16 protein-coding genes and 1 pseudogene are annotated in these 20,468 nt (G+C 69.4%); 7 read left to right on the top strand and 10 right to left on the bottom strand.

Annotated features, from left to right (window positions below; all coding sequences use genetic code 11):
• Window positions 1–44: 44 nt before the first annotated feature.
• The 4 genes from AB0J12_RS06125 to AB0J12_RS06110 form a co-directional block, all read right to left on the bottom strand.
• The gene (locus AB0J12_RS06125) at window positions 45–2,087 is read right to left on the bottom strand and encodes a beta-galactosidase (RefSeq protein ID WP_363263002.1); all 2,043 of its coding nucleotides are present in this window, start codon (window positions 2,085–2,087) and stop codon (window positions 45–47) included.
• Between the two features lie 61 nt (window positions 2,088–2,148).
• Window positions 2,149–3,495: a sugar ABC transporter substrate-binding protein gene (locus AB0J12_RS06120; RefSeq protein ID WP_363263001.1), complete on the bottom strand. Its 1,347-nt coding sequence runs from the start codon at window positions 3,493–3,495 to the stop codon at window positions 2,149–2,151.
• A gap of 235 nt (window positions 3,496–3,730) precedes the next feature.
• Entirely contained in the window at window positions 3,731–4,681 is a 951-nt protein-coding gene (locus tag AB0J12_RS06115) for a carbohydrate ABC transporter permease (protein ID WP_363263000.1), read from the bottom strand.
• Window positions 4,682–4,688: 7 nt separating this feature from the next.
• The gene (locus AB0J12_RS06110; protein WP_363262999.1) at window positions 4,689–5,615 is read right to left on the bottom strand and encodes a sugar ABC transporter permease; all 927 of its coding nucleotides are present in this window, start codon (window positions 5,613–5,615) and stop codon (window positions 4,689–4,691) included.
• A 618-nt stretch (window positions 5,616–6,233) separates the two neighbouring features.
• Here AB0J12_RS06110 and AB0J12_RS06105 point away from each other — a divergent pair.
• Together AB0J12_RS06105 and AB0J12_RS06100 are read left to right on the top strand one after the other, a co-directional pair.
• A complete protein-coding gene (locus AB0J12_RS06105; RefSeq protein WP_363263222.1) occupies window positions 6,234–7,259 on the top strand; it encodes a LacI family DNA-binding transcriptional regulator in 1,026 nt (341 codons plus the stop codon).
• Window positions 7,260–7,349: 90 nt separating this feature from the next.
• Window positions 7,350–7,520, top strand: a pseudogene (locus AB0J12_RS06100) (IS5/IS1182 family transposase); the annotation flags it as partial.
• Between the two features lie 311 nt (window positions 7,521–7,831).
• Here AB0J12_RS06100 and AB0J12_RS06095 read toward each other — a convergent pair.
• The 4 genes from AB0J12_RS06095 to AB0J12_RS06080 form a co-directional block, all read right to left on the bottom strand.
• The gene (locus AB0J12_RS06095) at window positions 7,832–8,125 is read right to left on the bottom strand and encodes a hypothetical protein (RefSeq protein ID WP_363262998.1); all 294 of its coding nucleotides are present in this window, start codon (window positions 8,123–8,125) and stop codon (window positions 7,832–7,834) included.
• Window positions 8,126–8,969: 844 nt separating this feature from the next.
• Window positions 8,970–9,263 (bottom strand): putative quinol monooxygenase, encoded by a 294-nt coding sequence (locus tag AB0J12_RS06090; protein ID WP_363262997.1) that lies wholly within the window; start codon window positions 9,261–9,263, stop codon window positions 8,970–8,972.
• A 37-nt stretch (window positions 9,264–9,300) separates the two neighbouring features.
• Complete coding sequence (locus AB0J12_RS06085) at window positions 9,301–11,862, bottom strand: GH32 C-terminal domain-containing protein (RefSeq protein WP_363262996.1); 2,562 nt, start codon at window positions 11,860–11,862, stop codon at window positions 9,301–9,303.
• A gap of 222 nt (window positions 11,863–12,084) precedes the next feature.
• Window positions 12,085–13,047 carry a carbohydrate kinase gene (locus AB0J12_RS06080; protein WP_363262995.1) on the bottom strand — a complete coding sequence of 321 codons (963 nt, stop codon included), beginning with the start codon at window positions 13,045–13,047 and terminating at the stop codon, window positions 12,085–12,087.
• Window positions 13,048–13,269: 222 nt separating this feature from the next.
• Here AB0J12_RS06080 and AB0J12_RS06075 point away from each other — a divergent pair, with 222 nt between their 5' ends.
• The 5 genes from AB0J12_RS06075 to AB0J12_RS06055 all read left to right on the top strand — a co-directional run bounded on the left by AB0J12_RS06075 (window position 13,270) and on the right by AB0J12_RS06055 (window position 18,146).
• On the top strand, window positions 13,270–14,286 hold the full coding sequence (locus AB0J12_RS06075) for a sugar ABC transporter substrate-binding protein (RefSeq protein ID WP_363262994.1): 1,017 nt from the start codon (window positions 13,270–13,272) through the stop codon (window positions 14,284–14,286).
• 177 nt (window positions 14,287–14,463) lie between these two features.
• Window positions 14,464–15,477, top strand: coding sequence for an ABC transporter permease (locus AB0J12_RS06070; RefSeq protein WP_363262993.1), 1,014 nt, complete (start codon window positions 14,464–14,466; stop codon window positions 15,475–15,477).
• A complete protein-coding gene (locus AB0J12_RS06065) occupies window positions 15,474–16,310 on the top strand; it encodes an ATP-binding cassette domain-containing protein (RefSeq protein ID WP_363262992.1) in 837 nt (278 codons plus the stop codon). Before AB0J12_RS06070 ends, AB0J12_RS06065 begins: the two co-directional genes overlap by 4 nt.
• Window positions 16,311–16,385: 75 nt before the next feature.
• Window positions 16,386–17,408: a LacI family DNA-binding transcriptional regulator gene (locus AB0J12_RS06060; RefSeq protein WP_363262990.1), complete on the top strand. Its 1,023-nt coding sequence runs from the start codon at window positions 16,386–16,388 to the stop codon at window positions 17,406–17,408.
• A 132-nt stretch (window positions 17,409–17,540) separates the two neighbouring features.
• Window positions 17,541–18,146: a dihydrofolate reductase family protein gene (locus AB0J12_RS06055; RefSeq protein WP_363262989.1), complete on the top strand. Its 606-nt coding sequence runs from the start codon at window positions 17,541–17,543 to the stop codon at window positions 18,144–18,146.
• A 189-nt stretch (window positions 18,147–18,335) separates the two neighbouring features.
• On the opposite strand, the gene AB0J12_RS06050 is transcribed toward AB0J12_RS06055, so the two are convergent.
• The gene (locus AB0J12_RS06050) at window positions 18,336–18,977 is read right to left on the bottom strand and encodes a hypothetical protein (protein WP_363262988.1); all 642 of its coding nucleotides are present in this window, start codon (window positions 18,975–18,977) and stop codon (window positions 18,336–18,338) included.
• A gap of 791 nt (window positions 18,978–19,768) precedes the next feature.
• Window positions 19,769–20,401: a LysE family transporter gene (locus AB0J12_RS06045; protein WP_363262987.1), complete on the bottom strand. Its 633-nt coding sequence runs from the start codon at window positions 20,399–20,401 to the stop codon at window positions 19,769–19,771.
• Window positions 20,402–20,468: the final 67 nt, after the last annotated feature.

The raw sequence follows: 20,468 nt of genomic DNA, 5'->3' as shown, positions 1-20,468 counted from the left end.
GAAGGCCTGTGCTGCCGTCCTCGAGGGACTGAGCGAGAGAGGGTTCAGGCGAGCGGCTGGCGCAGTACGGCGACGGCCCGGGGCGCGAGCGTGAGGGTGGCGTCGTCGGACAGGGTGCCGAGCAGCACTTCACCGCCGAGACCGGGCACGGTGACCGTGGCGTCGGTGCGGTTGACGAGGAAGCGGAAGCGGGCGTCGGTGCCGCGGCGCACGGTCGTCTCGACGTGTCCGCGTGCCGCGGGAGGCAGGTCGCTGTGCACGCCGGCCGGTTCCAGCAGGCGCGGCAGGAGGGAGGTGAGGCCGTCGGCGCCGAGCCGGGTGGAGACGTAGGTGGCCGAGCCGCTGCCCGTCGGGCGCCGTGTGACGGCGGGGCGTCCCGCGTACGCGCCGGAGCGGTAGTGGGCCAGGACCTCGGTGTCGGGGGCGGTGACGGTGATCCGGTCGGTCCACAGCGTGCCGGTCGCCGGACCGTCGAGGGCGACGTCGTCCCCGGCGAGGAGGGGACCGAACTCGTCGATGCGGATGCCGAGCAGGTCGCGCAGGGCGCCGGGGTAGCCGCCGAGCCACACGTGGTCGTTCTCGTCGACGATGCCCGAGAAGTAGGTGGTGACGAGGTGGCCGCCCTGTTCGGTGTAGCGGGTGAGCGCCTTGGCGAGATCGGCCGGGACCACGTGCAGCACCGGAGCGATCAGCGCTTGGTGCCGGTGCAGGTCGCCCCGCGGGGTGACGAGGTCGGCGCGGATGCCGAGAGCGAGGAGGGCGGAGTACCAGTCGAGCGCCTCCTGCCGGTAGTCGAGCAGGGAGGTGGGGTGAGAGTCCTGCTCGCTCGCCCACCACGACTCCCAGTCGTAGAGGATGCCGACGGGGGCGGGCTCGCGCTCGCTGCCGGCGATCGGCGCGAGCGCCTTCAAGGTGGCGCCGAGTTCGCAAACGGCGCGGAACAGGTCGCTGTCCTCGCCGGCGTGCGGCACCATCGCGGAGTGGTACTTCTCCGCGCCGGCCGCGGACTGGCGCCACTGGAAGAAGCACACCGCATCGGCCCCGTGCGCGACGTGCAGCAGCGAGTCGCGGGCCAGGTCGCCGGGCTTCTTGGCCAGGTTGACGGGCTGCCAGTTGACCGCGCTGGTGGAGTGCTCCATCAGGAACCAGGGCCGGCCGCCGCTGATGCCGCTGGTGAGGTTGGCGGAGAAGGACAGCTCGTCGCGGTCCTGGGGCCCCGGGTGGACGTAGTGGTCGTTGGAGACGAAGTCGATCTCCGCGGCCCAGTCCGGGTAGTTCATGCCCTTCGTGCCGCCCATCACCATGAAGTTGGTGGTGACGGGGACGTCGGGGGTGATCTCCCGCAGGACCTCCCGCTCGGCGCGCAGATGGTCCTTGAGCGCGTCGGAGGAGAAGCGCTTGAAGTCCAGCTGCTGGGTGGGGTTGGGGTGCGAGGCGGCCAGGCGCGGCGGGAGGATCTGCTCCCAGTCGGTGTAGCGCTGCGACCAGAACGCGGTGCCCCAGGCGTGGTTGAGCGCGTCCAGGGTGCCGTAGCGGGCACGCAGCCAGTCACGGAAGGCGCGGGCGGCGTCGTCGGAGTAGTCGTAGACGTTGTGGCATCCCAGCTCGTTGTTGACGTGCCAGGCGACCAGCGCCGGATGGCCGGCGTACCGGGTCGCCAGCCGGCGCACCAGGTGCAGGGCGTGCCGGCGGAAGACGGGTGAGGTGGGGCGCCAGTGCTGGCGCGCTCCCGGCCACAGGGTCTCGCCGGTGGCCGTCACCGGCAGGACTTCGGGGTGTGCGGTGGTGAGCCAGGGCGGCGGGGAGGCGGTGGCCGTGGCCAGGTCGACCCCGATCCCGCCCTCGTGCAGGAGGTCCATGACCTCGTCGAGCCAGCCGAAGTCCCAGGTGTCCGCGCCGGGTTGGAGGCGGGCCCAGGAGAAGATCCCCACGGACACGAGGTTGACGCCGGCCTCGCGCATGAGGCGTACGTCGTCCCGCCAGACGGAGCGGGGCCATTGTTCAGGGTTGTAGTCGGCGCCGTAGAGGAGGCGTGGGGTGCGGTCACCGTCCGTCCCGCGCGTCCGGGACAGGAGGGTGGAGATCATGGTGGTCCTTCCGGAAGGGGGCCGCGTTCGGCCCGGAGAGCCGGGCACGCCGCGCCGGCGGTCACTTCTCGACGGTGAAGCCCTGCTCGCTGCCGTACTTGACGGAGGCGTCCTGCCAGGCCTTCAGACCGTCGGCCAGCTTGGTGTTCGACACGTAGGCCTTGCCGACGGTGTCGTTGAAGATCGAGTTGGCGTACACCTGGTACGGCAGGTACGACCAGTCGTCGGCGACGTTCGCGGCGGACTCGGCGAAGATCTTGTTGGCCTGCTGCCCGCCGAAGTACGGGAAGGCAGTGTTCTGGAAATCCGGGGAGTTGAGCTGCGCGACGGTCGCCGGGAAGGCTCCGCCCTTCACGCGGGTGTCGACGCCCTTGCCGGCGTTGGCGTACTCGACGAACGCGTAGGCCAGCGCCTCGTTCTTGCCGAGCTCGGGCAGGGTGAGGGCACTGCCGCCGTTCTCCGCAGAGGCGTGGGCGCCGGCCGTCCACTGCGGCAACGGGGCGACGCGCCAGTCACCGGCGGCGTTCTTGACACCGGAGGCGAGGTTGGCGGGCATCCAGGCACCGATGGTCAGGGTCGCGATGGAGCCGTCGCCGAGGCCCTTGTACCACTCGTCGGACCAGCTGGTGACGGGCGCGAGGAGCTTGTCGTCGAGGAGCTTCTGCCAGGTGCCGGTGTACTTCTTGGCACCCGCGTCCGCGAAGTCGATCTTCACCTTGGTGCCGTCGACCTTGTAGGGACGCGAACCGGCCTGCCACAGCATGCTGGTGGTGAAGCCGGCGTCACCGGTGTCGTTCGTGATGTACGCCTTCGGGTCCGCCGTGTGCAGGGTGCGCGCCGCCGCCAGGTACTCGTCCCAGGTCGTGGGCACCTTGATCTTGTACTTGTCGAAGACCTTCTTGTTGTAGAACAGCGCCATCGGGCCGGAGTCCATCGGCAGGCCGTAGATGCCCTCGCCGCCGGCCTTCACCCCGTTCCAGGGTCCCGGGGAGAAGGAGGTGGCGAGCTTGTCGGCGCCGAAGCCCTTGAGGTCGGTGAGCTGCTTGGTCAGCGCGTACTGGCCCATGGCGTAGTACTCGACCTGGGCGACGTCGGGGACGCCCTTCTTGGCGGACATGGCGTTCTGCAACGCCTTGTACTGGTCGTTGCCGGTGCCCGCGTTGACCAGGTTGACCTTGACGCCGGGGTGGTCCTTCTCGAAGTCGCCGGCCACCTGCTTGAGGGTGGGCTCCCACGCCCAGACCGTGAGGGTGCCGCCCTTCTTCAGCGCGGCCTGGACATCGGCCTCGGAGACGGACTTCTTCGCGTCCGAACCGCCGTCGCCGGAGCCACCGCACGCGGTGGCGCCGAGGGCGAGGGCGCAGAGGAGGCCGATGCCGCGCAGCAGGCGGCGGGAGTGCTTGTGCATGGACGTACTTCCACTTCTTGCCGAAACACCGACGGGTGAGGGTTGAAAGACGGAGGCAGAGGCGAAGGGCGTGCGCCGGCTCGCTGCCATAAGGAGCGGGACGTGCACCGCGCGCCGGCTCGCTGCCGGGAGCGGGACGCGCACCGCGTGGCGGCTCGCTGCCGGGAGCGGGACGCGCACCGCGTGGCGGCTCGCTGCCGGGAGCGGCGGGGCGGTCCGCCGGGGCGGGGGCGACTCATTCCTTGACGCTTCCCGCGGCGAGCCCCGACCGCCAGTACTTCTGCAGCATCAGGAACGCGGCGATCAGCGGGACGATCGTGATGAGTGAGCCGGTGATGACCAGGTTGAACACGGGCTGGCCGCCGGCGGTCGCGGCCTGCGCGTTCCAGCTGTTGAGGCCGAGGGTCAGCGGGTACCAGTCCGGATCCTTGATCATGATCAGCGGAAGGAAGTAGTTGTTCCAGGTGGCGACCATGGTGAACAGCGAGACCGTGACGATGCCCGGCGCCAGCAGCGGCAGCGCCACCTGGAAGAAGATGCGGATCTCGCTCGCGCCGTCCATGCGGGCCGCCTCCAGCAGCTCCGTCGGGATGGCCTCACCGGCGAACACCCACATCAGGTACAGGCCGAACGGAGAGATCAGCGAGGGGATGATCACCGCCCACGGGGTGTTGGTGAGTCCCATGTTGCTGAACATCAGGAAGGTCGGCACCGCCAGCGCGGTCCCCGGCACGGCGACGGCCCCGATGACGACGGCGAAGACGGCGCGGCGCCCGGGGAAGGCGAACTTGGCCAGCGCGTAACCGCCGAGCACCGCGAGGAAGGTGGCACCCCCCGCGCCCACCACGACGTAGAGCACGGTGTTGAGCAGCCAGCGGGTGAAGACGCCGTCGTTGTAGGTGAACGTCTCCGTGATGTTGTCCCACAGGGCGAAGTCGCCGTCGAACCACAGGCCGGACGAACGGGACAGCCCCTCCTGGGTCTTGGTCGCGCTGATGACCAGCCAGAGCAGCGGGACCAGGGTGTACAGCAGCACCAGGGCGGTGAGCACGGTCAGCAGGACGCTGCGCCGGGGCCGGCCGGCGGTAGGACGGTGCCGGGTCGAGCGAAGGCGGGGCACGGCTCCGGCCGGGCGCGGCCACTGGGTCGCGGAGCCGGACGAGGCGGCGGTGGTCGTGACAGTCATCGCTGCCTCACGCTCCCTTGCGCATGCCGCGCAGCTGCACGGCATAGGCGATGACCATGGTGATCAGGCCCATGACGATGGCGACCGTCGCGGAGTAGTTCTGCTGCTGGCCCGAGAACGACAGCGAGTACGTGTAGAAGTTCGGGGTGTAGTCCGTGGTGATCGCGTTGGGGGCGAGTTTCTGCAGCACACTCGGCTCGTTGAAGAGCTGGAAGCTGCCGATGATGGAGAAGATCGTCGCGATGACGAGGGCTCCGCGGATCGCGGGCAGCTTGATGGCGGTGATGACACGGATCTGCCCGGCTCCGTCGATCTCGGCCGCTTCGTAGAGGGAGTGCGGGATGACACGCAGCGCCGAGTAGAAGATCAGCATGTTGTAGCCGACGAACTCCCAGGTCACGATGTTGCCGATGGAGGCGAGGACCAGGTCCGGGGAGAGTGGATCGGGCAGCGTCAGGCCGAAGGCCTCGTTGATGTCGCCGACGAGGCCGAAGCGGGTGCCGTACATGAAGCCCCACATGAGCGTGGCGACCACGGCCGGTACCGCGTAGGGCAGGAAGATCGAGATACGGAAGAAGTTCTTGCCGTAGAGGCGCCCGCTGTCGAGGGCGAGCGCCACGAGCAGGGCGATGCCGAGCATGACCGGCACCTGGACGCACAGGAAGAGGGAGACCCGGCCGAGCGCGGCCCAGAAGTTCTTGTCCTGCAGCGCCGCGGTGTAGTTGTCGAAACCGACGAACGTGGTGCCGCCGATGAGCTGGTCACGGAAGAGGCTGAGGTAGAGCGAGTAGGCGATCGGCGCGAGGAAGACGAGGGCGAAGACGACCACGAACGGGGCGATGAAGCCCCAGCCCGCCCAGGAGCGACGGTCCCGTCCGGCCGGGGGTGGTGCCGGCTGCGGCGCGGCAGCCGCCGCCGGTTGCAGCGTTGTCATGTCGTTCCTCGCACTTTCGGGATGTGGAACAAACGGCGGTGAATCGGCCCGGGCACGGGTCCGGGCACGGGGCCCGCGTGGTGCACGTGGAGTACGTAAACGTGGCGTCGCGGCGTGACCCCGCACTATTATGTTTACGTAAACATCCGACGGCGGCATGTCTACCGTGCCGGGTGATGCCGGTCAATAGTCCCGTCGCGAGCGAGAGGCGGGGGCCCGCTCTCCCGCCGCGGAATCCGGCGGCCGCCGACGCCGCCAACTCCCAGGCCGGGGAGGGTCGTACGAGCGTGGAGCCTCGCGCCAAGCTTGTCCCGAGGGGCTGATCGAATGTTATGTTTACGTAAACACCCCTGATGCCTGCGAGACTGCGGCGTCAGTGGCGGTCGAGTGGTCTGCCACGGTAAACCGTCACTCGAACCACGACGGGAAGGCGGCTGACGGCCCGTGGACATGGCTACGACACGTTCGGCGCACACGGACGGCTCCGAGGCCGCCCCAGCCTCAGGCGACGCGGAGAGCACGGCTGCGGCCGGGGGCACCGCTGCGACCGGGGGCACGGACGGCACCGCTGCGGCCGGCGGCCGCAGGCGCGCGCGGCGCGGCCCCCGCACCGCCTCCATGGCGGATGTCGCCCGTCTCGCCGGCGTCTCCTCCCAGACGGTCTCCCGGGTGTCCAACGGCTATGCCGGTGTCAACGAGGAGACCCGCCGCGCGGTGCTCGACGCGATGAAGGAACTCGGATATCGCCCCAACAGCGCGGCCCGCGCGCTCAAGCGGGGCGAGTTCCGCACCATCGGCGTCATCACGTTCACGCTCGCCACCACCGGCAATGTGCGCACGCTCGAGGCGATCGCCACCTCCGCGGCGCAAGAAGGGTACGCGGTCACGCTGCTGCCGGTCGCCGTGCCCACCCAGGACGAGGTGCGCGGGGCGTTCTCCCGGCTGGAGGAACTCGCCGTCGACGCCGTGATCGTCATCATGGAGGTCCACCTCCTGGACGCGGCGACGATCACCCTGCCCCCGCACGTGCAGGTGGTGGTCGTCGACTCCGACGCCGGTGACCGCTACACCGTGGTCGACACCGACCAGGCCGGCGGCACCCGCGCGGCGGTGCAGCACCTCCTCGACCTCGGACACCAAACCGTCTGGCACCTCGCGGGCCCCGAGGACTCCTTCGCCGCCCAGCGCCGCACCGGCGCCTGGCACGCGGTCCTCACCGAGTCCGGACGCGTCCCGCCGCCGCCGGTCCAGGGCGACTGGTCGACGGAGTCCGGCTACCGTGCGGGACGGGAACTCGCTCGGCGGGAGGACTGCACGGCGGTCTTCGTGGCCAACGACCAGATGGCGCTCGGCCTGCAGCGCGCCCTGCACGAACACGGCCGGCGTGTCCCCGAGGACGTCAGCGTCGTCGGTTTCGACGACATCCCCGAGGCCGCCCACTTCCTGCCCCCGCTGACGACCGTCCACCAGGACTTCGCGGAGGTGGGACGGCTCTGCGTCGAGGCCGCTTTGCGCAAGGTGCGCGGCGAGGGCACGGACCGCGGCACCACGCTGGTGCCGACCCGGCTGGTGGTGCGCGACAGCACGGCGCCGCCGCCGTTGCGGGAGACCGGGTCCGAGGGCATGCCCAGGACCGGGAAGTAGGTGTTCATAAGGGGGCACCTGCGGTGGCTGCGCCCGCTGCACACCCTCGGATCATCCGGCATGGGGCGCGCCGCCAACCCCCCCTTTACCCGCACGGGCATCGAGTCTTCCCTCCGCCTCGGCCCGGACCGCTGGATCGTCGAGCGCACGGTCAACTGGCTGCGCGGAGCCCGCCGTCTGCACCGCCGCCACGAGCGCAAGGCTGAGCGCTTCCTGACCTTGACCGGCATCCCCGCGACTTTGATCGGCCACCGCCGGCTCCCTGCCAGGCCGGGCGGGGCGGGGCGGGAAGCGCGCGAAGGAGAATGGCCATCACCATGTCGATACCCATCAGTTCCGCACCGCGCAATCCGGCGGGGAACTTCGCGTCCAGGTGCTCCTGCCACAGCCGGGCTACGACGGCTTCGTGCTCGCTCTCTCTGCTCACGGGGGCCGACTCATAGCTCGCCACATGCAACGTCGGCCTCTTGCGCAGTTACATGTGGCCGGCGACACGGTGATGCCGCCGCCGTGCGCATACAGCTACCGCCCTTGCAGTAGCGCGGCGCCATTCGGGGTGCGCCTGGCAGAGATCAGGGGATCATCACGCAGTGGTTCTCGATGAACCGGCCGCTGCGGTCGAGGCCGCCGCAGACGGCGAGCCTCGGGTAGGCCCTGATCTCCCGGTTGACGACGAACCGCCAGCGCGAGACGTTCGCCTTGCTCCCTCGGTAGTCGCCGACGAAGGCGCGCAGTGTCCCCGGCAGGCCGTCCCTGGTGGTGACGGTGATGTCCTGGACGTAGTCGCGGCCCTGATATGCGGTAGCGACGCAGATGTAGCTGCCGCAGGTGGACTTCACCTCGGCGCCTGCCGGTGGTGCGGTCACCAACAGCAGCGTGCCGACGGCAGTCAGGCCGGCGCCGACCGTTGTCAGCCTGCGCCATGTGGACGATGCGCGCCGGGCTGCACTGCGGCTGTAGAGCATTAATCCTCCTCGTGTGCCTGCATTGCGAGATCGCCTGACTACGAACTGTGGCGAAGCGGCGCGGATCGGGCAAGGGGGCATCGGTTCGTCCAGGAGCACGAGGGGGGCGCAAGGGGCGGATTGGTCGGGCGCCAGAACCGCCACTCCGCATGGCGTCAATCCATGCTCGGCAGGCCGGCGCCGCTGGCCGACGACCTGTTCGTCGTCCCGGTCCTCGCCCGGCACGTACCGCGGCGGAAGCGGCGGCCAGCCGTTCGTCTTCGCTCTCCTCGACGACCAGGGAGCGAATCGGGCGCCTGCACGGCTTGCACGAGTGGCGCGGCAGCGCCTTCACCGGCAATCGCAGGCTGCCCAGCGGCGGCGCGAACAAGCCGGTAGGGCTGTGGTGGTCAGGCACCGGTACCACCAAGGCGCGTGTCAACCGCTGTCGGCACACCCGCACGGGAGACATCGCGAGCGACGACAGCGCACCCGCAGCCGGGCGCAGCCCGCCCAGTGCGTGGCGACCACGGCGACCGGAGGAACCTCCCGGCCTGATCCCGGCACCGGACCTCAAGGAGGGATGCCTCTCCGGCCCCTGAGCCTGACGACAACCGCAAGGTGATCTGCCCCGACGGCCGGGCAGCCACCCACGGCAATGCGGACTACGCCTGCAGCTACAACTCCCTCGGCATGCCCCGCGGCACGACCGGCGGCATGAACAAGGCCGGCACCAGCCCGGCCCGCGAGGCGGGCCGGGCCGCGGTCAGGCCACCGGGTCCAGGAAGGTCAGCACCGAGGCGTCCTCCTCGATCAGCGGCGCGAGTTCGGTGTTGAACGGCGCACCGTACGGCGCCGTCAGGTGCGCCTGGAAGGCGTCCTCGTCCCGGTACACCTCGAAGATCCAGTAGGAGCGCGGACTCGACGCCTTGGTGTAGACGTCGAAGGCGAGGTTGCCGTCTTCCTCGCGCACCTTCCGGGCGTACTCCAGGATCAGGCGGGCGACCTCGTCCTCCGCGCCGTCGCGTGCGGTGAACTCGGCGAGCAGGGTCTTGTTCACGGGGTGGTGTCCTCCTTGGTCGGGTGTGATGTGAGGATCAGTCGCGGTAGGAATCGAGGTGCCAGACGCGGGCCCGGTCCAGCTTCACCGAGCCGTTCTCGGCGAAGACCTGCACTCCCTGGCTGTCGGGGTCGGGGAAGATCTGGTCGGTGATCACTGCTTCGCCCCTGCCGCCGAAGACCTCGACGGACGACCAGTCGACGAGGACCCGCAGTTCCACCTTGCCGTTCCTGGCCTGCAGCGGTGCTCGCTGGACGCCGGGGAAGGCGCTGTTGAAGTCCACGGCACCGGAGCGGGTGCGGTCGACGTACAGCTCCTGGGTCGTGGTGTCGTAGCCGATGACGGTCTCCTCGCCTCGGGCGCCGGTGCGCACCTTCAGGCCGAACCGTTCGGCGTCCTCGAGCGAGAAGGTCGCCTCGATGTCGAGCGCTTTCCCCTTGGCCGCGGGACCGATCAGGGGCTTCGAGGTGCCGTTGACGGTGACGTCGGCCGCCGTCGCCGGGCGCCTCTCCCGGAGGGACTCCAGGCTGCGCACCGGCGTGCTGGTCAGCCGGATTCGGCCGTTGACGGTGCGCAGGGCCATCTCCCGGGGGACGCTCTGCGCGCCACGCCAGGGGGAGGTGGGGATGGCGCCGCCGTAGTCCCAGTTGTTCATCCAGCCGACCATGTAGCGCTTGCCGCCCGGGGCGTCCTCCCAGGACACCGCCGCGTAGTAGTCCTTGCCGTAGTCGGCCCAGTCGGCGCGCTGCACGACCGACTTGGCGGGCTTGTCGGCTTCGGTGAACTGGTCGGCCATGATGTGGCCCCAGCCGGCGGTGTTCATGTCGACGACCTGGATCTGCGCCTTCTTGCCGAGGTAGGGGCGCAGGTCGAAGGAGGCCCAGTCAAGGGTCTCGCTGTTGGAGCCGGTGGCGCTGCCGACGACCTCGCCGTCGACGATCAGGTTGACCGACGTCTCCTGGGAGACGGGCTGGGCCTTGGTGCCGGAGAGCATGATGTGGTCGACGTTGAGGTGGCCCCAGCCGCCGGTGTTGTCGTCGACGATCCTGATCTGCGCCTTCTTGCCGGCGAGGTCGCCGACGTCCCAGGAAGCCCAGTTGAGTGCCTCGGCGTCCTTTCCGGTGGCGCTGCGCACCACTTGACCGTCGACGAGGAGTTCGAGGGCGGTGGGGTTGGCGGAGCCGGCGGGGTGGTTGCCGCCGCCGATGAGGAAGTTGATGTGGTTCTTGTCGATGGTGAATTCGGGCGAGGTGAGGGTGCCGGTGGTGGCGTCACCGTTCAGGTAGGTGTCGACCAGGCCGTGGCCCAGGAAGCCGGAGACCTCTTGCTGGTTGGGGAGGGTGCCGGTGGCCGGTGCGGTGCCGAAGGCGTCTCCGGTCTTCGTCCAGTCGCCGTAGGTGCCGCCTTCGAAGTCGGCGAGGACCGTGCCTGCGGGCGGTGGTCCTTGCTCCATGACGGTTCCGGGCTCGTGCGGGTGCCGTCCGCCGCCGACTTCGAAGTTCAGATAGGGGCCGGCGACGGTGAATGCGGGTGAGGTGAGGGTGCCGGTGGCGGCGTCGCCCGCGTGGAAGCTGTTGGCGAGGCTCTTGCCGTCGTAGCCGTCGACCGTACCCTGACCGTCCAGCGCCCCGGCTGCCGGCGCCTGGCCGAACGCGGTGCCGGTGGTCGTCCACGCGCCGAAGTCGCCGCTCTCGAAGTCCTGCACGACCTGGCCGGCGGGCGGGGTGTAGGTGCCCTTGTCCTCGGCGGTGAACTTCGTTCCGTCGAAGTCGCCGATGAAGTACTGGGCGGCCGAACCGCCCGCGATTCCACCGGGGTTGATGTTGACGACCAGCACCCACTTGATGTTGTTCTCGTCCCCGTCGACCGCGAGGGGGAACAGGTCGGGGCACTCCCATACGCCGCCGGTCGCGCCGGCCGGTCCGAACTCGCTGAGCTGGTTCCAGTCCTTGAGGTTCTTGGAGGAGTAGAACCGCACCTTGTGCTCGGTGGACAGCGACACCGTCATCAGCCAGCTCTTGGTCGGCGCGTACCACTGGACCTTGGGGTCGCGGAACTCCGTGGAGCCGATGTCGATGACGGGATTGCCCTGGTACTTGGTCCAGGTGCGGCCGCGGTCGGTGCTGTAGGCGAGCGACTGGGCCTGCTTGCCGCCGTTCTTGTAGGCGCTGGTGTAGATCGCCACCATGGGCGGGTTCTTCTTCGTGCCGAACCCGGTGGTGTTGTTCCAGTCGACGACCGCACTCCCGGAGAACACCATCTCCGTGTCATCGTGCGACAGGGCGAGCGGCAGCTCCTTCCAGTGCACGAGGTCCGTGCTCACCGCGTGCCCCCAGGACATGTCACCCCAGGAGTTGCCGTTCGGGTTGTGCTGGTAGAAGAGGTGATACTCACCCTTGTAGTACACGAGACCGTTGGGGTCGTTCATCCAGTTCTTCTCCGGGGTGAAGTGGAACTGGGGGCGATAGGTCTCGGAGTAGGGCGGGGTGTCGGCAGCGACGGCCTGAGGGGCCAGTGAGGCGGCGGACAGCGCGCAGACGGTTGCGACCGCCGCGATCAGCCGAGTGCGGGCATGAGGGGATACACGTCCAGAGCTCATGGTGTCTCCTGTGCTGCGGCCGTCCACGCTGCGGAGCCTGCTGCCCGGCAGGGACGGACCAAAAGTGACGCCTCGCCGGCACCGTCGTCCGCCGGCACCTTGCAAGGCGGTGTCATCGTTGACTTGTGTCATCGATGACATCGAGTGGCCCGATGATGAAGGCAATCCGGCCATCGCGTCAACGGTGCGAGCCTGACTGTCCCGCGCGGCCTGGCTGCCCGTTCACACACGCCCGGCTGTCGCGAGCTGCGCCGTCTCGCTCTGCCACGGCGGGTTGGGACCGGCAACGGAGCAGGTCAGGGCCGCGACCCGGGTGGCGAATCGGCAGGCTTCGGCGACATCGTCGAGGCGGATTTCCTTCAGCCGGCCGCCGAGGAGGCCGCGGGCCCCGAGGTGGTGCAGCAGCCCGGCCGTGAAGGAGTCCCCCGCCCCGACCGTGTCGACGACCCGTGTCGCCACGGCGGGAACTTGCAGCCGTTCGCCGTCGAGTGAGGCCAGGGCGCCGTCGGCACCGCGCGTGATCACGACGAGCCGCGCCCCGGCCGCGTGCCAGATGTCGCACGCCCGCTCGGGCGGCGTGCCCGGCAGCAGGAGCTCCAGGTCGTCCTCGCTCAGCCGCAGCACATCGGCGAGGTCGCACCAGCGTGTCAGCCGGGCGCGGTAGACCTCGGGATCCACCAGCAGCGGCCGGACGTTGGGGTCGATGCTGATGGTCGCCCGAGGGGCCGCCGTGGCCAGGAAATCCTCCACCACCGCCGCTCCGGGCTCCCGGACCAAGGCCAGGGATCCGGTGTGCACGCAGGCGGTCTCGGACAGGTCCACCCCTGCCAGTTCCTCGGCCGTCCACTGCCAGTCGGCCGTGGCCTGTGCGTGGAAGGAGAAGGCGGCCCGCCCCTCGGCGTCCAGCTCCGCCACCGCCAGCGTGCTGGGTTCCGCGGCCGCGACCGCGCTCGACAGGTCCACCCCGGACGCCTCCAGGTGGGCCCGGAAGAGGCGGCCGAACACATCGCCGGACAGCCGCGCGAGGAAGCGTGCCGGGGTGCTGAGGCGGGCCAGGGCGACGGCCGTGTTCGCAGGTCCGCCGCCGGGCAGCACTCGCAGGGCGAGTTCGTACGAGGCGCTTGCGGGTCCGGTGAACGCGTCCGCGACGCACTCCCCCAGGACGGTGATCTGGCGCGGGCTCATGGGCTGCTCTTCTCTGCGAATGCACGGGCGAAGCGGGCACGGACCGGGCATCCGCCGCGACCGTTACGGACTTGTGTCGGGTGCAAGGCATTGACGTTGCCGGGAGACGGAGTCCATCATCCTCGGCAAGCAGTGTCAACGATGACATAAGTCAACGTTGACACCCGGAGACGGCGTGCTCCGATGCCGCCGCACCGCCCGCAATCCCCGCAGGAGTCGTTCATGTCTCGCACCCCTCGGCTGCCCTCAGCCATCCTCAGAGCCGCCGCGTGCACCGGCCTGGCAGCACTCACCCTGACGGCCTGTGGATCCGGCTCCGGAACGGACACCGCCGGCTCCGGTTCGGGCAGCGTCAAAGTCGGTCTGATCACCAAGACCGACACCAACCCGTTCTTCGTGAAGATGAAGGAAGGCGCAGAGAAGGCCGCCAAGGAGAACGGCGCCCAACTCATGACCGCCGCGGGCAAGTTCGACGGGGACAACGCCGGTCAGGTCACCGCCGTCGAGAACATGGTCGCCGCCGGGGTGAAAGGCATCCTGATCACCCCCAGCGACTCCAAGGCGATCGTGCCCGCGATCGCGAAGGCGAAGGCCAAGGGGGTCCTGGTCATCGCCCTGGACACCCCGACCGAGCCGGAGAGCGCCGTCGACGCCCTCTTCGCCACCGACAACCTCAAGGCGGGCCAGCTGATCGGCGAGTACGCCAAGGCCGCCATGAAGGGCAAGACCGCCAAGATAGCCACCCTCGACCTCGCACCGGGCGTCTCCGTCGGCATCCAGCGGCACAACGGCTTCCTCAAGGGGTTCGGCGCCACCGACAAGGACGTCGCGTGCGCCCAGGACACCGGCGGCGACCAGGCCAAGGGCCAGACCGCCATGGAGAACTGCCTCCAGAAGGAACCCGGCGTCAACGTCGTCTACACCATCAACGAGCCGGCCGCCCTCGGCGCGTACACCGCGCTGAAGGCCAAGGGCCGCGAGAAGGACGTCCTGATCGTCTCCGTCGACGGCGGCTGCACCGGCACCCAGGCCGTCAAGGACGGCAAGATCACCGCGACCTCACAGCAGTACCCGCTGAAGATGGCCGCCGAGGGCGTCAAGGCCGTCGTGACGTACGCCAAGGGCGGCAAGAAGGCGTCGGGCTACACCGACACCGGCGTCACGCTGATCACCGACAAGACGCAGGCCGGGGTCACCGCCAAGGACACCGCCTACGGCCTGGAGAACTGCTGGGGCTGAGCCGCCCCCGAGGACCGTGCATCCGCCGCCTCTCCACTCAGCGGGGCGGCCGGCCCCACCTCCCCGACCGGGGACGGCCGCCCCCTCCTCGCCGCCTTGTCCTCCCTGTTCTCCGCAAGGCCGGACAAGGACTTCTGTCTTCCGACAAAGACTTCTGTCTTCCGACAAGGACTTCGCATGACCGCCACGTCCACGCCCCCGAGCACGTCCTCGGTGTACGCCGACCTCAAGGCGCCGACCACGGCCCGCAGGCTGCTCACGGCACCGACCACCGGCCCGCTGGTCGCCCTCCTTCTGGCCTGCGCCTTCTTCTCCTTCTCGACCGACCAGTTCCTCACCGGCGGGAACTTCTCGCTGATCGTTCAGCAGGTCATGGTCGTCGGCACCCTCGCCATCGGTCAGACGCTGATCATCCTCACCGCGGGCATCGACCTGTCCTGTGGTGCCGTGATGGCGTTCGGCAGCATCATGATCGCCAAGATGGCCGCCGAGGGCTCGCTGCCCCCGCTCCTCGCCATCACTGTGGGCATCGCGGTCTGCGGCGGCTTCGGGCTGCTCAACGGCCTGCTGGTGCAGAAGATCCCGCTGCCGCCGTTCATCGTGACCCTCGGCATGCTCAACGTGGCGTTCGCGCTGACCCACATCTACTCCGCGGAGCAGACGGTCACCGACCTGCCCGGCCCGCTGACGGCACTCGGGCAGACCTTCCCGCTCGGTCACACCGACATCACGTACGGCTCCCTGGTCACCATCGCCCTGTTCCTCCTCCTCGCCTACGCGCTGAGCAGCACCGGTTGGGGCCGGCACGTCTACGCGCTGGGCAACAGCCAGGAAGCCGCGCGGCTGAACGGCATCCGCACCTCTCGACTGACCATCGGCGTCTACACCGTGGCCGGCCTGCTCTACGGCATCGCCGCACTGCTGCTCATCTCCCGCACCGGAGTGGGCGACCCCCAGGCCGGCCAGACCGACAACCTCGACAGCATCACGGCCGTGGTCCTCGGCGGCACCAGCCTCTTCGGCGGACGCGGCTCGGTCCTGGGCACCTTCATCGGCGTCCTCATCGTCGGTGTCTTCCGCAACGGCCTGCAGCTGATGGGTGTCGCCTCCATCTACCAGACGCTGATCACCGGAGTCCTGGTGATCCTCGCGGTGACCGTCGACCAGATCTCCCGGAAGAAGGCCCGATGACCGCCACCTCCTCTCCCACCCCCGTCCTGCAGGCCCGCGGTCTGGTCAAGCGCTACGGCCACGTCACCGCCATCGACGGCGCCGACTTCGACCTGCTGCCCGGCGAGGTCCTCGCCGTGATCGGCGACAACGGCGCCGGAAAGACCAGCCTGATCAAGGCACTTACCGGTGCGGTGGTCCCCGACGCGGGCGAGATCCTCCTCAACGGCAGGCCGATCCAGTTCTCCGGGCCGCAGAGCGCACGCGCCCACGGCATCGAGACGGTCTACCAGGACCTCGCCGTCGCCGCCTCCATGGACATCGCCTCCAACATGTTCCTCGGGCGTGAACTTCGCCGCCCCGGCATCCTCGGCAGCGCCTTCCGCATGCTCGACAAGAAGCGCATGCGCCAGGAAGCCGCCGAGCACATGGCCGACCTGAAGATCGGCCTGCGCTCGCTGACGCAGCCGGTCGAGACCCTCTCCGGGGGACAGCGGCAGGCCGTCGCGGTCGCCCGTTCCGTCGCCTGGGCCCGCAGCGTCGTCGTCATGGACGAACCCACCGCCGCGCTCGGCGTCAAGGAGTCGGGCCAGGTCCTGGACCTCATCCGCCGCGTCCGGGACAAGGGCATGCCGGTCGTCCTGATCAGCCACAACATGCCCCACGTCTTCGAGATCGCCGACCGGATCCACGTCCACCGGCTGGGCAAGCGCGCTGCCGTGATCAAGCCGTCCGACTACTCCATGGCGGAGGTCGTCGCCATCATGACCGGCGCACTCACCGTGGACGCGGCCGGAGATACTGTCGTAACGGATTCCAAGGCGGCGAAGGCCGCGGGAGTCCAGGCCACCTGACCGCATCACTCGACACTCGACGGAATCCGGCCGAGGCCGCGGCCGGAACCGACGAGCAGAGGAGACCGTTCCTCCATGGCAGCGAACCGCCGCCCCACCCTGGCCGACGTCGCCCGAGAAGTGGGCGTCAGCGCCAAGACCGTATCCCGCGTCCTCAACGAGGACGGGCCCGCCTCGGCCCAGACCAGGGAACAGGTGCTCGCCGCCGTTGCCAAGCTCGGCTTCCAGCCGAACCTCATGGCACGCAACATCCGCGTCGGCGGACCCGACACCACCATCGGGCTGGTCGTCCCCGACCTCGGCAACCCCTTCTTCGGCGCCGTGGCCCGCAGCATCGAGGACACCGTCCGCGACCGCGGACTGACCCTCCTCATGGGCTCGTCCGCCGACGATCCCGACCGCGAACGCGCCCTGACGGACAAGTTCCTCGCCCGCCGCGTCAGCATCCTCATGGTCGTGCCGTCCGTCGGCGCCGACCACTCCCACCTCAAGACCCACCGCACCGCGGGCCTGCCCGTCGTCTTCCTCGACCGTCCGGGCGTGGGCCTGTCCACGGACAGCGTCGTCAGCTCCAACCGTGCGGGCGCCCAGGACGGCGTCGCCCACTTGATCGCCCACGGCCACCGGCGCATCGGCTTCGTCGGCGACCTCCCCGCCAAGCTCTACACCCGCCGCGAGCGCCTGGCCGGATACCGTGCGGCCCTGCAGGAAGCGGACATCCCCTACGACCGCTCACTGGTCACCGACGCCCACGACCAGCACGGGGCCTCCACCGCGACCTCCCAGCTCCTGAGCCTGGCGGATCCGCCCACCGCCCTGTTCGCCGGCAACAACATCGTCGCCCTGGGCATCATCACCGAACTCGCCCGCCGCAGACGGAAGGACGTCGCCGTCATCGCCTTCGACGACGTGGAACTCGCCGAGGCACTCGAACCGGCCCTGACCGTCGTCGCCCAAAACCCCGAAGAGATCGGCCGAACGGCGGCGGCCACCGCCCTGGCCCGTCTGGACGGCGACCGCTCCCGCGCCCGCAGCATCACCATTCCCACCCGCCTGATCGTCCGCGGGTCGGGGGAACAGCCGGCTCCGGAGCTGTAAGGCTGGGGCGGATCAGTCCTCCTCGGCTTGGGGATCCGAGTACTCCGGCTGTGTCGCGGTCCTTGGCATCATCCTCGGCCGATGAGTTTCCGGCGATGGTGCGGTCTACCCGTCCAACGAAGGGAGCGCACCATGCGCAAGATCATCGTTTGCACGTTCCTGACGCTGGACGGCGTCATGCAGGCGCCGGGCGGTCCGGACGAGGACGCTGAGAGCGGCTTCGAGCACGGCGGCTGGCAGAAGCCGGTGGCCGATGACGAGGTCGGCGCGGCCATCGCGGGTTGGTACGAGCACTCCGACGCGATGTTGCTCGGCCGCAAGACGTACGAGATCTTCGCATCGTACTGGCCGACCGCCGATCCCGGCAACCCGTTCACCGACCGGATGAACAGCATGCACAAGTACGTGGCGTCCCGGACCCTGACGTCCGTGGAATGGCAGAACTCCACGCTGCTGGAGGGCGACGTCGTCGATGCCGTAGGCAAGCTGAAGGCGTCCGAGGGCGGCAACGTCAACGTCGTCGGCAGCGGCGACCTCGCCCAGACCCTCATGCGGCACGGCCTCGTCGACGAGTACCGGCTGACCATCCACCCGGTGATCATCGGCACAGGCAAGCGGCTGTTCGCCGACGGAGCGGTCCCCACTGCGCTGGATCCGGTCAGTGTCTCGACGACGAAGGGCGGCACGATCATCGGCATCTATCGACCGAACGGTAAGCCGAGCTACGACAGCTACTAGGTCCGCCCTTCTGGTCCTTGTCGGATCAGCGCACGGGACTGCCGGCGGGCGAGGTGCTCACGGCGTCAGCACGCGTCCGGCCGGTCCTCCCTTGTGGTGACGGGGCGCGCGGCGTCATCCCGAGCTGGGCGAGGTGCACCACGTGGGCCCTCGTCGGCAGGCGTTCCCTGCCCGGTCGCGCCGGGCGGCCTATCGCGTGAGGACGTCGCGGATCGAGAGGCCGTAGTGGACGCGGAGCCGGTGCAGTTCCCACCAGGCGACGGCGGTCACCGAGACGGGGGCGCCCAGCACCAGGACGGCGCGCAACGGCCCTGGCACACCCGCGTAGGCGCCCGTGAACAGGTCGATGAGCGTCATCTCCCACACCACGGTCATCGCCAGCAGTGGCGGGACGGTCTCGTGGATGTCAGCGGTGCGGAAGACATGGACCAGCGCAAGTCCGATGCCCCAGAAGATGAAAGGCGTGACCCACACCAGGGTGAGCAGTATCCCGGCGTAGGTGACCACGGTCATCGACGGGTTGGTTGCGAAGCGTCCCTTCACGAATCCGCTGAGGACGGAGGCCGGGAACACCCCGACGGCCGCCACGATCGCGACCATCGCGCCGAAGCACCTGGCGGCCCGGCGCAGCAGTTCGCCTCGGGCGGCGGGGGCGGCGAGGGCGAGCAGGACGCCCACGACGACCGGCAAGGTGACCGACAGCACCAGCACGCTGATCCAGGACTGGTCGAAACGGTCATTGGCCACGTCTCCCACCGACCGGGCCAGTCTGTACGACAGGGACACCCACACCACGGCGCCCAGACCGACCGCTGTGCGGATCTTCTGCATGCGGGCGACGGCGGGATCCTCGACGATGCCCGGACGGGACGGTTTGAAGACCCTGCGCGCGGTGTGAATGGGTCCGATCCGCCGACGCAGCCGTTGGAACGGGCCGGGGCGGGTCGTGGGGACGGGAAAGCCCGGGTGGGGCGGATGAGGCTGCGGAAAGTACGGCGCAGGACCGCCGTTGGCCGGGGGCGGCGGATAGGGACCAGGCGGATAGGGCGAACCGGGCGGCGAGGCGTTGTGGCCACCGGGTGGATAGGGCGAGCCTGATGGCGGCTGGCCGCCTGGGTTCCAGTTGCTCACGGGTGTCTCTCCCCCGAGGTGGGCAGGTGAAGCGGAGCGCGTTCAGCATAGGGCCCCGAGAACTCGCGGTAGCCCCATCGGCTATGCGTGCACGTCCGAGCCTTGTATGAGTGCGGGCCGGCGCCCCGCAGCCGGCCGGAAGCGTCCAAGTGGTCCGCCAGAGCGGTCATGTACAGGGGCGGCGCCATCGCGCAGCGACCAGGCTTGCGGCCCGCAGCGCTTCGGTCCAGGCCGCGGTGGTGCTTTCAGGCACCGAGGTAGGACCAAAAGAGCCGTGACTCTGGCCGACTTCCATACTGAAGCGGGCATGGCATCCCCCAATCCGATGACAGGGACGGCTCCGGGGATTGGCGATGTCCCCCGGAGCTTCAGTCACTTGAGCGCGACGTAGCGTACGAAGTGGCCCGGCTTGTTGTCGCACAGCCCTGCTGGTGATGTGGGGATTGCCGACCATGACCGACGGGGCTGCTTCGGCTGCACAGCCACCTCTCCTACATCCCGGGGAGCGACAGATGGGCAGCGAGCCCCACGATCACCACGCTGGCGATCATGGCTGTGCACAGGCGCCCCTGAGGACCTGTCAGCGCGCGGCCCAGCAGCGCTCCGCCAGCGGCGAGGAGCAACTGCCAACTGGCGGACGCCACGAAGGCCGCCAGGACGAACAGTTCCTTCTCCATCGGACCGGACACTGTGGAACCTTGGCTGGTCATCACCAACGCCGCGAAGTAGGTCACCGTGATCGGGTTCATCATCGTGATGCCCAAGAGCGCCACATACGCCCGCACCGGACTCGTCATTTCCCGGTCAGCACCGGTGGTGACCTGCCGGTTGCGGTACTGGACGATGGCCGTCATGGCACTCCGGCAGGCCAGCGCGACGAGAACCACGGCCGAGGCCCAGTGCAGTGGCAGCATGATCGGCTTGATCGCGGATGCGAGCGCTGAGCCGCCGATCACGGAGATCAGCGCATACAGGCCGTCAGCGGTCGCCACACCCAAGGCGGCACCGGCGCCCACTTTCAAAGAGGTTCGGGCAGTGACGGCCACGAGATACGTCGCGACCGCTCCCACCGGCATGGCGATGCCGTAGCCGGCCAGGAGCCCGGCGAGCAGAGCCACGCTCATGCGCGGTGCACGGTCGACCTCCGCGGGCAGCCCGGCTGCCGCTGGTCCCGCCCCGCGAAAGCGGAGG

Origin of the sequence: Streptomyces sp. NPDC049915, assembly GCF_040656475.1 — a bacterium.
GTDB lineage: Bacteria > Actinomycetota > Actinomycetes > Streptomycetales > Streptomycetaceae > Streptomyces.
Note: the sequence above shows the minus strand (reverse complement) of the source record. Positions and strands in the feature narration are given on the sequence as shown.